Below are 13416 nucleotides of genomic sequence, written 5' to 3' on the forward strand. Positions count from 1 at the left end.
GCCAGGAGGCCGTGGGGGGCCAGGAGGCCGTGGGGGTCCGGAGAGCCGCAGAGGTCCGGGAGGCCGCAGGGGACCAGGAGGCGACGGGGACGGCGGGCGCAGGAACAGCGGCCACGGAGACGGCAGGCGCAGGGACGGCAGGCGCGGGAACAGCGGCCACCGCGACACCAGGCGCTGCCCTCATGACACCGGCTCCGTCAGCACGCGGTGGAGCGGCACCGCATCGGTGGTCGTGACCGCCGAGGTCTCCAGATCGGCCGGCGTCGGCATCAGGCTGCCGGGCAGCTGAACGGCGGCCGCGCCATGGGCCAGTGCGGCGGCCAGCGCCATCGGTCCCGTACCGCCCGCGGTGAGGAAACCCGCCAGTGAGGCATCGCCCGCGCCGACATTGCTGCGGACGGCGGCGACCGGGGCGCTGCCGAAGTAGGCGCCTTCCGCGTCGACCAGGAGCTGGCCGTCCGCCCCCAGGGAGGCCAGTACGGCGCGGGCACCCCCCGCGCGCAGTTCCTCGGCGGCCTTGACCGCATCGCCGAGGGTCGCGAGCGGCCGGCCGACGGCCTGCGACAGCTCCTCGGCGTTCGGCTTGACGATGTCGGGTCGTTCGCGCAGCGCCGCGGTCAGCGACGGGCCCGAGGTGTCCAGGGCGATCCGGGCGCCGGCGCGGTGGGCGCGGGCCACCAGCTCCGCGTACCACTCGGGCGCCAGACCGCGCGGCAGGCTGCCGCAGCAGGCGATCCAGTCGGCCCCCACCGAGCGCTCGCCGACCGCGCTGAGCAGCGCCTCCGACTCGTCCGCCGTCAGCTCGGGCCCGGTCGCGTTGATCTTCGTCAGGGTGCCGTCGGGTTCGGCGACCGAGATGTTGGAGCGGGTCTGGCCGGCCACCTCCACCCCCGCCACCTCGATGCCCTCGGCGCCCAGCAGAGCGGCCAGCGCCGCGCCGGCCGGACCGCCCAGGGGCAGTACGGCCAGGGTGCGGTGTCCGGCGGCGGCGACCGCCCGCGAGACATTGACACCCTTGCCGCCGGGGTCGATCCGGTCGGCGGTGGCCCGGAGCACGGCCCCGCGGTCCAGCGCCGGGATCTCGTACGTCCGGTCCAGGCTGGGGTTGGGGGTGACGGTGAGGATCATGCGCGTACTACTTCCGTGCCCGCGCATTCGATGGCGAGGGCGTCGTCGGGGCTCAGGCCGGTGTCGGTGATGAGCAGGTCCACATCCGACAGCTCACCGAACCGGGCGAAGTGCTGCTGCCCGAACTTGGCGGAGTCGGCGAGGAGGACGACGCGGCGGGCGGCGGCGATCAGCGTCCGCTTGACGGCGGCCTCCGCGAGGTCGGGGGTGGTCAGGCCGCCGTCGAGCGAGAAGCCGTTGGTCGCGAGGAACAGCACATCGGCGTTGACCTCGCGGTAGGCGCGCAGCGCCCAGTCGTCGACCGCGGCCCGCGTACGGCGCCGGATCCGGCCGCCCACGAGGTGGAGGGTGAGCCCGGGGTGGTCGGCCAGCCGCGCGGCGACCGGCAGGCCGTGGGTGACGACGGTCAGCTCGGCCTCCAGCGGGATCTCGGCGGCGAGCCGGGCGGCGGTCGTACCGGCGTCCAGAATGACGCTCCCGGAGCCGCCCGAACCGCCCGGGCCACCGGGGCCGCCTTCGCCACCGGGAAGCTCGGCCAGCGCGGCCCGCGCGATGCGCTGCTTCTCGTCCGCGGCGACGGCGTCCCGCTCGGCGAGGTCGGGCTCGAAGTCCAGGCGGCCGGCCGGGATGGCCCCGCCGTGCACCCGGCGCACCAGGCCTGCCCGGTCCAGGGCCTTCAGATCGCGCCGCACGGTCTCGGCGGTGACCTGGAACTCTTCCGCGAGGGAAAGCACATCGACCCGGCCGCCCTCACGGGCGAGCCGCAGAATCTCCTGCTGGCGCTCCGGTGCATACATCAGCGTGCCTGTCCGTTCCATGCCCGAACCTGTGGTTTCGACGCGATGCTACGGCGGCACATCCGCGATGTAAACACAAATGGACTTCACGCAGACTCAAACAGACATCACAGCCTGGCCGAGCGGGCCCCCTCTGCCCGCGGGCCCCTCTTCCCACGGGCCCCCTCCCCCTCGGACACAACAGAGCCCCGACGCCACGAAGGGCACCGGGGCTCGTCCTCTACAGGCACAGGCCTTGCCATGGATGTCGGCACGCGCGAGAGCGCGCACCCGTCAGGCGGCGGCGTCGAATCCCGTGTCACGCGCCATCCGCTTCAGCTCCAGCAGGGCGTGCTTCTCGATCTGCCGGATCCGCTCACGGGTCAGACCGTGCTGCTTGCCGACCTCGGTCAGCGTGCGCTCACGGCCGTCCTCTATGCCGTACCGCGCCTTGATGATCGAGGCGGTGCGGTGGTCGAGGCGGTCGATCAGATCCTCCAGCTCCTCGCTGCGCAGCAGCGTGAGCACGGACTGCTCGGGTGAGGCCGCGGAGGTGTCCTCCAGCAGATCGCCGAACTGGGTGTCGCCGTCGTCGTCCACCGACATGTTGAGGCTGACCGGGTCGCGCGCCCAGTCGAGTACGTCGGTGACGCGGGCGGGCGTGGAGCCCAGCTCACCGGCGACCTCCGCCGGCTCCGGGTCACGGCCGTTCTCACGGTTGAACTCGCGCTGCACGCGACGGATCCGGCCCAGCTCCTCGACGAGGTGCACGGGCAGCCGGATCGTGCGCGACTGGTCGGCGATGGAGCGGGTGATGGCCTGGCGGATCCACCACGTCGCATACGTCGAGAACTTGAAGCCCTTGGCGTAGTCGAACTTCTCCACGGCACGCACCAGACCGGCGTTGCCCTCCTGGATCAGGTCCAGCAGGGGCAGCCCGGCACGCGGGTAGCGACGGGCGACCGCAACCACCAGGCGGAGGTTGGACCGGATGAAGATGTCCTTGGCCTTCGCGCTCTCCTCCACCAGCGCCTCGAGCTCCTCGCGGCTGGCGGCTGCGGCATTGCCGTCGGTGACCTCGCCGTCCAGGATCTGCTGGGCGTAAACGCCCGCCTCGATGGTCTGGGACAGCTCCACCTCCTTGGCGGCGTCGAGCAGTGGCGTTCGCGCTATCTCGTCGAGGTACATGCCGACCAGGTCGCGGTCGGCGATCTCCCCGCCTACGGCGCGAACGCTGCGGGCCCCGTCAGAACCGCTGCTGCTTTCCTGACGACGGGCGACGGCACGGGTTGCCATGCGTGTGCTCCCTTTGCGATGAGTCGGTCGCGGGACGGTGGGCGGGCCGGAAGGGGCATCGAAACCGATGCTCACGTAGCGACCCGTCCGAAGGAAACAACGGCTGGAATCCGGACAGAATTCCCACGCCGCCCCGCTATTTTTCTGATCATGCAGTACCCTGCGCGGCCACCCAGGGAGGTCATATGCTGCGTGAGCAGGGAGAAGTGCAGGTCAGGGCGGGCACGGAAGCCGACCTTCCGACCCTTACGGATCTTTACAACCACTACATCCGTGAGACATGCATCACCTTCGACCTGGAGCCCTTCACTCCCGACCAGCGCCGCCCGTGGCTGCTCTCCCACCCCCAAGACGGCCCCCATCGCCTTCTGGTTGCCCAGGAAGCGACAGATCACACGAAAAACCCGCACAACGGGCCGACGTCGGCACCTGAGGCACGGGCCGCGACTGCGGGACCCGGGGCGCGGACCGGAACTGCGGCGACCGGGACACTGACCGGAACTGCGGCCCCCGGGGCAAACCGCCCCGGAGGCGCGCTGCTCGGCTATGCGACCAGCAGCGCATTCCGCCCGAAGGCCGCCTACGCCCCCTCCGTCGAGGTCACCGTCTACTGCGCCCCGCAGGCCGCCGGCCGGGGCATCGGCACGCTGCTCTACACGTCCCTGTTCGAGGCGCTGGCCGACGAGGACGTCCACCGCGCCTACGCCGGGATCACCCAGCCGAACGAGGCCTCCACGCGCCTGCACACCCGTTTCGGCTTCCGGCACATCGGTACGTACACGGAGGTGGGCCGCAAATTCGGCCGCTACTGGGACGTGGCCTGGTACCAGAAGGACCTGGGCTGACCCCGCTCCGCGCCGCCTCCGCAACCCGCCGTTCCGGTTGACGCGGACCGCCCCCGGGTGTCGCCTGGTGAGGAGGGCCAGCGGGACAGCGAGGCAGTGGGACGCATCGAGAGGAGCCCGTCATGGACCAGCACGCTCAGCGGCACGAGGCCAGGGCCGCCCGCTCACACGGCACCGTCGACGTGGAACACGGCGCGACGGCGAACACCCGGTCCCGTGACCCGCAGCGGGCCCCGCGACCGGCCGGCAAGGCAGGCCTGGCGGAGCGGGCAAGGCACATCCCGGCGACCGTCTCCCTGCCGATCATCACGGCCCTCGCCTTCGGCTGCTTCACCATCTTCCGCACCCACACCGACGGCACCAAGGGTGGCCCGGCCATGCTGTACGGACTGGCCGCGGCCGTGGTGTCCGGCGTGCTGGGACTGGTGGTGGCCCACTACCAGTCGTCCATGATCACCGAGACCCGGGCGATCGCGTACGGCGCCCTCTTCGGCTGCTCGATCGGCTGGGTCTACAGCCTCGGCGGGGAGTCGATCCTCAAGTCGTCCGCCTTCGGCTTCACCCTGGGCGCCGTGATGTTCGTCGTCGCCCTGTACGTCTTCCGCACCCACCGCGCCCGCGAGCCGCACGGCATACACCGCCCCCACAAGCCGCACCGGGCCCACAGGGGCGACAGGGACCGGGACCACAGCCTCCCCGTGGCCACCCACTGAGCCGACCGCACCCTTCACCCCGCTGGCCACCAAGCCACCCGTCACGCCCCTCGCCACGCCCCTCGCCACGCCGCCCGTCACGCCCCTGCCCGTCACGCCATCCGTAGCGCCGCATCGTCGGACGTCCGCCGGATGGTGCGCAGCGGCCGCCCCGGTACCCAGCTCTCCAGTACCACATACGGGTCTTCGACGGACGTGTACAACGCCTCCGTCAGCTCCGCCCGGAAGAGATGAAACGGATCCGGCGGCTTCACCACCGCCGCATAGCGGGCGACCACCTCGGGGTCCGTCACCTCCACCGCCCGCCCGGAAACCCGTACGTCACCCCCGGACAGATCGGTGCCAGGACCCGGATTGCCATGCAGCGAGAAGCGGGAGTCGCGCCGCAGATCAAGCGCCTTGCGCGAGCCCACCATCATGCCCAGCCACAACTCGCCGTAACGGAAATCCGCCTCCAGGCCGGTGAGCCGCGGCCCGCCGTCCTTGCGGAGGGTCGCCAGAACGTGGTGCCGGTACGCCCCGAACCGCTCCCGCACCCGCCCGGCGAACTCCGGCACCGCCGCCTCGACCACCGACCAGCCGACCGCACCGCCCCCGACTCCCCCACGCCCCTCGGCACTCTTACCGCCTCCGGCCTTCTCGCCACCCTCGACATCCGCACCGCCTCCGACGATTCCGCCGCCCTCGATGCCCCCGACCCACGCGCTCTCACTCGTCATGGCAGCACCCTCCCCCCAAATACCCGACACCCTCTGTCCGGTATGGACATGGAGACGGAGACGGAGACGGATACGGATACGGGCCGGGGTGAACGGGGCGAACGGAGTGAGGGCCGGTGCCCGCGAACCGGGTGGGGCAAACTGGAGAGCGTTCCGCGTGCCCGTGCCCGTATCACCGACGCCAACTGGCGGGAGGCGCTGGGCGATGCGAGCCGGGTCACCGACTGGACCGCGTACTTCACCCACCAGGTCACCGAGCGGCCCTGGCGCGAGCTCCTCGCCGACTGGTGGCCGCGCCTGCTACCCGGCATCGCGGGTGCCGCCACCCATCCGGTGATCCGTGTGGGCCACGCCGTACGCAGCCTCCTGACGGAAGGTGAAGACACCGCACGGACAGCGGAGTTCGCACACGCCCTCGGATACTGGGCCGCCCGCCATCTGCCCCTGCCCACCGCCGTGCGCCCCGCGGGCGGCGCCACTCCGTCCGAGGCGCTGTCCGCCCTCCCCCGCATCGCCGATCAGCACGTCACGCCGGAACACGGCTACGCCCAACTTCCGCACACCCCTGACTGGTTGCGCACCACCGAGTCCTTGCGCATCCCTGATGACCTCGAAGCCGTACGTGAGGGCCTGAGCGCGCTCGTCCGTGCCGCCACCCTCAACTACGCGGACTACGGCCATGGGAACGGCATCATGCTGGTGCATGCCGCCACTGCACCGAACGCGGTGCTGCGCACCCTGCCCGCGCTCCCCCACGAGCTGTGGGCGAGCTCGTTCGCGATGGCCTGGGCGGCGACCTCGGCGGTCACCGCCATCTACGCCGCCGACACCCCGCGCCCGGCGCCGCACGCCGGCTCGGTCACCCCCGGAGAGATCTTCGAGCGGGCGGTCGCCCACGGCAACGAGCATGCGATCAAGTTTGCCGACATCGCCCTGGACGTATCCGAGGACGGCGACACCCGCGCCCTGTCGGCGGCCCTCAACGCTCTCGCACTGATCAACGAGGACGACTGACGGGCGGCGGCAGACCCCGACACGCGAACGGCCGGCCGCCGGATACCGGGACCCGGCACCGGCACCGGCACCGGCACCGGCACCGGCACCACCCTCGCCTCCGGAGCACCGCCGCGCCGACCTCCGGAGCATTCGCCGGGCCCGCTCCCCTCAGCCGAACTGCACCGACCGCTTCGCCAGCCCCATCCAGAACCCGTCGATCACACTGCGCCCACGATCCAGCTGGGCATGGGCATCCGCGGCCCCCAGGGTCACGAACAGCGGGGCGAAGTGCTCGGTGCGGGGGTGGGCCAGCCGGCCGGCCGGCGCCTTGTGCACGAAGTCGAAGAGCGCGTCGAGGTCCTGGACCTCCAGGGCCCGGCGCCCCCAGTCGTCGAACTCCGCCGACCACGCCGGTGTACCGCCGCCGTCGTGCCGCAGCGCCGCCAGATTGTGCGTGAAGAAGCCGCTGCCGATGATCAGCACGCCCTCCTCGCGCAACGGTGCGAGCTTGCGCCCAATCGCGTGGAGCCGGCGCGGATCGAGGGAGGGCAGGGAGATCTGGAGTACGGGCACACCGGCGTCCGGGAACATCTCCACGAGCGGCACATACGCACCGTGGTCGAGCCCCCGGTCAGGGATGTCCACCACGGGCATGCCCGCCGTCCGCAGCGTTTTGCGTATCCGCTCGGCCAACTGCGGCGCCCCGGGGGCCGGGTACCGCACCTGGTAGTAGTGCTCCGGGAAGCCCCAGAAGTCGTAGACCAGCGGCACGGTCGTGGTGGCGCCGAGTGCGAGCGGCGCCTCCTCCCAGTGGGCGGAGACGATCAGTACGGCCCGGGGCCGCGGCAGCTGGGCGGACCAGGCGGCGAGCTGGCCCGGCCACCACGGGTCGTCGGCGAGCGGCGGCGCACCATGACTGAGATAAAGAGCCGGCATTACGGACATCGCAACCCCACAGCGTCACACTGGTCAGTAGTCGGTGTGCGTGACGCTTCGGCCGCCACACCCCCCACGATGCTTGAAGGTTCAAGCGTCGACTTTCAGACTAACCCGGCGTTGTTAAATCTTAAATAACTCTCCGAGTGGTGAGAGAGTGGATGGTATGAGCATCGAACCCGCAGTCGAGCCACGATGGCTCAGCGACGAGGAGCAATTCGCCTGGCAGTGCTACCTCCACGCCACCACGCTTCTGGAGGATCACCTCGACCGGCAGCTGCAGCGGGACGCCGGGATGCCGCATGTCTACTACGGCCTGCTCGTCCAGCTCTCCCGTGCACCGCGGCGCCGGATGCGGATGACCGAGCTGGCCCAGAACGCCAAGATCACCCGTTCCCGGCTCTCACATGCGATCGCGCGGCTGGAGCGGAACGGCTGGGTGCGGCGCGAGGACTGCCCGTCCGACAAGCGGGGGCAGAACGCCCATCTCACGGACGAGGGAATGCGGGTGCTGGAGAAGGCCGCCCCGGGGCATGTCGCCGCCGTACGCGCCGCGATCTTCGACCGGCTCTCCCCGGAGCAGATAGGCCAACTCGCCGAGATCTGCCAGGTCATGACCGAAGGGCTGCAGCCGAAGGGCGCCGACCTTCCCTGGCTGCGCTGACCGACGGCGGAGCCGAGACGGCCAGCAGTCGTAGGGGGCGGGGCCGCGCGCGAATGCGCCGGGCCGGTGAGGCCCGGCGCACCCATGAGTCAGGCCGGCGCACCTATGAGTCAGGTAGGAATGCGGTAAGAGCGCGCGGCGAAGGCGGCGGAAGGTGACGCGGGGCCCGCCGGTGTACGAACCCCCGTCGGCGTACCAACCCACCGCCCCACGAGCCCCCGCGGGCCTACGAACCCACCGCCTCACGAGCCCGCCCCGCCACCACGGCCGCCCCACCACCACGGTTCAGCGCGCCACCACGCCTCAGTGCGCCATCACCGGGACGGGCACCTCGTCCTCATGAGCCGCACCCACACCCTCGCCGTCCGCCGACGAGGCCACCGGTCCGCCGGCCCCCGGCCGCCCGGTGTTGATGAAGGTGAAGGCGATCACGCCCGCCAGGGCCAGGATGCCGACCGCCCACCAGATGGCGGTGGTGTAGCCGTGCACCATCGACTGGAGCTTGAGCAGATCCAGCGAACGCGCACCGGCCGCGTGCGAGGTGGCGTACGCGGTCGTGGCACTGGCCGCGATGGTGTTCAGCAGGGCCGTACCGATCGCGCCGCCCACCTGCTGCGAGGTGTTGACCATCGCGGAGGCCACACCGGCGTCCCGCGGCTGCACCCCGTGCGTGGCCAGCGACATGGCCGGCATGAACGCCGTACCCATGCCGAGACCCATCAGCAGGAAGCCCGGCAGGATCAGCGCCGGGTAAGAGGTGTCCAGGTCGATCTGGGTGAGCACCAGCATGCCGAGCGCGGCGACCGTGAAGCCCGGCGCCATCAGCAGCCGCGGGCGGACCCGGGTCATCAGCCGGGCACCGATCTGCGTCGAACCGGTGATCATGCCGACGATCATCGGCAGGAACGCCAGACCGGTGATGACCGGCGTGTAGCCCTTCACGATCTGCAGGTAGTAGGTCAGGAAGAGGAAGAGACCGAACATGCCGATCACGGCCAGGCCCAGCGACGCGTAGATGCCGGCGCGGTTCCGGTCCGTGACCACCCGCAGCGGCAGCAGCGGGGCCTTCACCTTGGACTCGACCAGCACGAACGCCAGCAGCAGGACGACGGCCGCGGCGAACAGGCCAAGGGTCGGGCCGGCCAGCCAGCCGTCGGACTCGGCCCGGGTGAACCCGTAGACCAGCGAGACCAGGCCGAGCGTGGCCAGGATGACACCCGGAACGTCCAGCCGGGAGGTGTTACGGCTGCCCGCGGGCTCACGGATGACCAGGTACGCGCCGGTCGCGGCCACCACGGCGAACGGGATGTTGACGAAGAAGGTCCAGCGCCAGTTCATGTACTCGGTCAGCACCCCGCCGAGGATCAGGCCCACGGCGCCGCCGCCACCGGCGATCGCGCCGAAGATGCCGAACGCCTTGGCGCGCTCCTTCACCTCGGTGAAGGTCACGGCCAGCAGCGACAGCGCGGCCGGCGCCAGCAGCGCACCGAAGACGCCCTGCAGCGCACGCGCGCCCAGCAGCATCCCCTGGTCCACCGCGGCCCCGCCGAGCGCGGAGGCGGCCGCGAACCCGACGAGCCCGACGATGAAGGTCCGCTTCCGCCCCCACAGGTCGGCCACGCGCCCGCCGAAGAGCAGCAGCCCACCGAAGGCCAGCGCGTAGGCGGTGATCACCCACTGCCGGTTGGCGTCGGTAATGCCGAGATCCTGCTGTGCGGAGGGCAGCGCGATGTTCACGATGGTCGCGTCGAGAACGACCATCAGCTGGGCGAGAGCGATGAATATCAGCGCTTTCCAGCGCCGGGGATCGACGTACGGGGCGGTTTCAGGCATGGCGGGATCCACCTAGTGGTGCAGTGAGCGAACAGGAGCGAAGAAGAACAGGACGTGCGGAACGAAGTACGGGACGTGCGGAACGAAGTACGCGACGTGCGGGACGGAATACGGAAGGCGGGAGAGGTACGAGGACGGGTGCGAGAGGTAAGAGGTGTGCGGGACCGCGTCAGGCCGCTGCTACGGCGCGCGGCTCGGTTTACGAGCGGCGCCTCAGGTCGTCCAACGTGGCGGCCGAGCCGGGAAGTTCGGAACGGGCGGGCGCCTGCAGGCCGTCCAGGAACAGCTGCAGATGACGGTGTACGAACTGGTCGAAGTTCGTACAGTTGCTGCCCGGCAGCGGCCGGGTGAGCTGGGTGATCGCGACCATCAGATCACCGACCGCGAGGTCGGTACGCAGCTGGCCGCTGTCGCGCGCGGCACGCATGACGGCCTCGACGGCCGCTTCCAGGCGTTCGCGCGCCGCGAGCAGATCGGGGTGGTCTCGGTCGACGCCGTCGGAGAGCAGCGGGCACAAGGCCCCGATCCGCTCCTCCACCGCGGCGTGGACAAAGCGCCTCAGCGCTTGGAAAGCATCGGGCTCCTCGGCAAGGGCACTCTCCGCGCGGTCCGCGGTACGGGACATGACGGCGAGCGTGACGTGGTGGATCAACTCCAGGCGATCCGCGAAGTGACGGTAGAGCGTCGCATTGCCGACACCTGCGCGTCGAGCGATTTCATCGAGCGGGACCTCGGGCCCGAACTCGACCATCGTCTCGCGAGCGGCCGCAATGATCCGCTCCCGGTTGCGCAGCGCATCGGCCCGCAGGCGGGGCGGCTGCCCCTTCATCCCGGTCTTCGCGCATGCGGCGACGGCAGTCACGGCAGCTCACTCCCCTCAACTCTCGACATTCTCGGAACTTCTCGGAACTTCTCGAAGGTCCGGATTCCCGGACGTACGCCGTCCGGCCCGTCCGGTCGGGTGACCGACGAGGCCGAACCGGCCGACAGGCGAACCGGCCGACGAGACCGCCCCCACGGACGACCAAGCGGCCAGGCACCCGGCCGGGGCCGGCACGAACCGGGGAACCGCTCCCCGGTTCCTTCGGACCTCTGGTTAAACGGGGACCACCTCCCCGGATATTTCATGACCCCATGTGACCTGAAACACACTCACCCATGACCTGAACCACACGCGCCCGTGGCCTGAACCGCACTCACCCGCCCACCCCGGACGCCCCGGACCGGCCGGAAGCCAGGCCCGACCAGTCCAACCCGGCCGGTCCAGGCCAGTCCGGTCCAGACCCAACCCGCCCAGGCCCGGCCCGCCCCGCCCCATCGCGACCCATCCGGCCCCGCCATGACTCCAGTTGACGTAACCCCGCGCGCGAGCGATCACCCGTCAACACAAGGTGATCGATATGAAGCACAAGGTATCCGCGGTTCTGGCCGTCGGCGCCGCCACGGCGGCCGCGGCCATAGCGCTGGGCTCACCGCCCAGCGCCGTCGCCATACCTGCCGCGCCCGGCGCCTCACCGAGCGGCCCGTGCGCCCTGCGCGGCATCACCGACGACGTCGCCGAATCCGCGGAGACTCCCGCCGGCTACGCCCGCTCATCCGGCATCGTCAGGGCGCTCACCCTCTTCATCGACTTCCCGGACGCCCCCGCCACGCTGTCCCCCCGCGCCCGCTTCGCCGAATTCTTCCCGGCCGCGACGGACTACTTCCGCACCAGCTCGTACGGCAGGCTGACCTACCACCCCATGCCGCTGTTCCGGTGGATCCGCATGTCCCGCCCGCTCGCGGCGTACGACATCGGACGGGGCGCCAGCTTCGACCCGGCCTCGGACGACGGCTATCACGCCCTCTCCCGGGAGATCGTCCGCAACGTCGACCCGATAGTCGATTTCCGTGACTACGACGTCATCAACGTCATCGCCACCCCCAACGCGGGCCCGCCCGCGACCCGTACGGTCCTGTCGGTCACCTTCAGCGGCGGCGACATGGGGCTGAAGACCTCCGACGGGGTGCCGTTCCGGAATGCGTCCTTCATCTGGAGCCGGCAAACGGGGGCGAGCGCCTTCCGCGTGCTCAATCACGAGAACGCCCATAGCTTCGGGCTCCCCGACCTCTACTTCACGGACGACCGTGACGCCTCGCCCCCGGTAGGGCACTGGGATCCGATGGACGAGGACTGGGGGCCGAGCAACGACTTCGTCGGCTGGCACAAGTGGAAGCTGGGCTGGCTGTCGGCCGATCAGGTGCACTGCGCCCCGCGCCGCGGGACGCCCGGCGAACACACCCTCACCCCGGTCTCCACCCCCGGCGGCACCAAGATCGTCGTCATTCCGACCTCATCCCATACCGCCCTGGTCGCCGAGGCCCGCACCCGCGGCCCGCTCGACCCCACGGTCTGCCGGCCCGGGATCCTCCTCTACCGCGTCGCCACCGACGTCCCCTCGGGCCGCGGCCCGATGCGCATCGTGGACGCCACCCCGGACAGCGGCGGCTGCTACCAGGACAACAAATACGTCGACCCGGAACTGACCGACGCCACCTTCCTCCCCGGCGACACCTATACGGACCGTCGCAGCGGCGCAGCCGTCACCGTCCTGACGGAGAATCCGGACGGCACCTATCGCGTACGGGTGACCCCGGCACGCGCCTGACGAAGACGACCGACCCCGGCGCGCACCCGCCAAAGACAACCGAACTCCGAACCCTGCGCGCGCCCGCCAAAGCCGCGCCACCCACCCCCACCCGCCAAGTCAAACGAGCCGCACAACCAGCCGCACCCCCCCTGCCCCCTGCCGCCAACTCGCCCCAGCCCTGCCTCCCTCCCCCGCGCTTACTCCCCCCGCCCCTCCTCCCGCCAGTGCCGGCGCCCGATACTGATCAGCCGCAGCTGCCTGCGCGCCACCTGCACCACCTGCTCGGCCGCCCCCTCGGCCCCGTCCGCGTCCGCGTCAAGCAGCGCCGCGGCCGTCGTCACCAGCCGGTCCACGTACAGCTCCGCCAGCATCCGCACGTCGTCATCGCGCCACCCTTCCGACACCGGCTGGGACTTGAGCGCCGCCGCGACCTCCTCCGCGAACCGGTCCAGCTCATCCGCGATAGCCTGCCGCACGGCCCGTACACCCCCGTGCCGCTCGCGCGCCACAAACCTGATGTGCAGCGGATAACGGCGCACGTGCCGCTCCACGACCGCGACCGAACAGTCGATCCGCTCCTCGGCCGCATCCTGCTCCGCCAGGATCGCCCGCACCATGGCATGCAGGCTCCCCAGCGCCTCCTCGACCAGGGCGACACCCAGCTCCCCCATGTCCCGGAAGTGCCGGTAGAACGCGGTCGGTGCGATCCCCACCACCCGCGTCACCTCGCGCAGCCCCAGGCTGCTCAGACTCTGCTCCTCCAGCAGCCCGAGCGCCGCGTCGAGCAACGCCTGACGGGTCTTCTGTTTCTGGGCCTGTCGGACTCCAAGACTGTGACTCATATCATCCAGTAAACAGCCGTTCTCTGAACTACTCCACC

At 70.8% G+C, this 13416-nt stretch carries 13 protein-coding genes; 5 read left to right on the plus strand and 8 right to left on the minus strand.

From position 1 onward, the window contains the following. Positions 1-180: 180 nt before the first annotated feature. The 3 genes from pfkB to ABR737_RS19595 form a co-directional block, all read right to left on the minus strand. The gene (pfkB, locus tag ABR737_RS19585) at positions 181-1128 is read right to left on the minus strand and encodes a 1-phosphofructokinase (RefSeq protein WP_350251460.1); all 948 of its coding nucleotides are present in this window, start codon (positions 1126-1128) and stop codon (positions 181-183) included. Next, on the minus strand, positions 1125-1925 hold the full coding sequence (locus tag ABR737_RS19590; protein WP_350256851.1) for a DeoR/GlpR family DNA-binding transcription regulator: 801 nt from the start codon (positions 1923-1925) through the stop codon (positions 1125-1127). The genes pfkB and ABR737_RS19590 overlap by 4 nt, the downstream gene beginning before the upstream one ends. Positions 1926-2198: 273 nt before the next feature. Next, the gene (locus ABR737_RS19595; protein ID WP_328386260.1) at positions 2199-3200 is read right to left on the minus strand and encodes a sigma-70 family RNA polymerase sigma factor; all 1002 of its coding nucleotides are present in this window, start codon (positions 3198-3200) and stop codon (positions 2199-2201) included. Positions 3201-3385: 185 nt separating this feature from the next. On the opposite strand from ABR737_RS19595, the gene ABR737_RS19600 reads away from it, so the two are divergent. Together ABR737_RS19600 and ABR737_RS19605 are read left to right on the plus strand one after the other, a co-directional pair. Then, positions 3386-4045: a GNAT family N-acetyltransferase gene (locus ABR737_RS19600; RefSeq protein ID WP_350251461.1), complete on the plus strand. Its 660-nt coding sequence runs from the start codon at positions 3386-3388 to the stop codon at positions 4043-4045. 122 nt (positions 4046-4167) lie between these two features. Next, a complete protein-coding gene (locus ABR737_RS19605; protein ID WP_350251462.1) occupies positions 4168-4758 on the plus strand; it encodes a hypothetical protein in 591 nt (196 codons plus the stop codon). 92 nt (positions 4759-4850) lie between these two features. Here ABR737_RS19605 and ABR737_RS19610 read toward each other — a convergent pair whose 3' ends face one another. Next, on the minus strand, positions 4851-5330 hold the full coding sequence (locus tag ABR737_RS19610) for a pyridoxamine 5'-phosphate oxidase family protein (protein WP_350256852.1): 480 nt from the start codon (positions 5328-5330) through the stop codon (positions 4851-4853). A gap of 195 nt (positions 5331-5525) precedes the next feature. On the opposite strand from ABR737_RS19610, the gene ABR737_RS19615 reads away from it, so the two are divergent. Beyond that, entirely contained in the window at positions 5526-6491 is a 966-nt protein-coding gene (locus ABR737_RS19615) for a questin oxidase family protein (RefSeq protein WP_350251463.1), read from the plus strand. A gap of 150 nt (positions 6492-6641) precedes the next feature. Here ABR737_RS19615 and ABR737_RS19620 read toward each other — a convergent pair whose 3' ends face one another. Continuing rightward, on the minus strand, positions 6642-7409 hold the full coding sequence (locus tag ABR737_RS19620) for a DODA-type extradiol aromatic ring-opening family dioxygenase (RefSeq protein ID WP_350251464.1): 768 nt from the start codon (positions 7407-7409) through the stop codon (positions 6642-6644). A gap of 166 nt (positions 7410-7575) precedes the next feature. Here ABR737_RS19620 and ABR737_RS19625 point away from each other — a divergent pair, with 166 nt between their 5' ends. Further along, positions 7576-8073 carry a MarR family winged helix-turn-helix transcriptional regulator gene (locus ABR737_RS19625; protein ID WP_350251465.1) on the plus strand — a complete coding sequence of 166 codons (498 nt, stop codon included), beginning with the start codon at positions 7576-7578 and terminating at the stop codon, positions 8071-8073. 303 nt (positions 8074-8376) lie between these two features. On the opposite strand, the gene ABR737_RS19630 is transcribed toward ABR737_RS19625, so the two are convergent. Together ABR737_RS19630 and ABR737_RS19635 are read right to left on the minus strand one after the other, a co-directional pair. Next, a complete protein-coding gene (locus ABR737_RS19630) occupies positions 8377-9906 on the minus strand; it encodes an MFS transporter (protein WP_350251466.1) in 1530 nt (509 codons plus the stop codon). A 199-nt stretch (positions 9907-10105) separates the two neighbouring features. Continuing rightward, on the minus strand, positions 10106-10735 hold the full coding sequence (locus ABR737_RS19635; RefSeq protein ID WP_350256853.1) for a TetR/AcrR family transcriptional regulator: 630 nt from the start codon (positions 10733-10735) through the stop codon (positions 10106-10108). Between the two features lie 571 nt (positions 10736-11306). On the opposite strand from ABR737_RS19635, the gene ABR737_RS19640 reads away from it, so the two are divergent. Next, a complete protein-coding gene (locus ABR737_RS19640; RefSeq protein WP_350251467.1) occupies positions 11307-12554 on the plus strand; it encodes a M6 family metalloprotease domain-containing protein in 1248 nt (415 codons plus the stop codon). A 179-nt stretch (positions 12555-12733) separates the two neighbouring features. Here ABR737_RS19640 and ABR737_RS19645 read toward each other — a convergent pair whose 3' ends face one another. Beyond that, positions 12734-13378 (minus strand): TetR family transcriptional regulator, encoded by a 645-nt coding sequence (locus ABR737_RS19645; RefSeq protein ID WP_350251468.1) that lies wholly within the window; start codon positions 13376-13378, stop codon positions 12734-12736. Positions 13379-13416 lie beyond the last annotated feature (38 nt).

Source organism: Streptomyces sp. Edi2, from assembly GCF_040253635.1.
Taxonomy (GTDB): Bacteria; Actinomycetota; Actinomycetes; order Streptomycetales; family Streptomycetaceae; genus Streptomyces.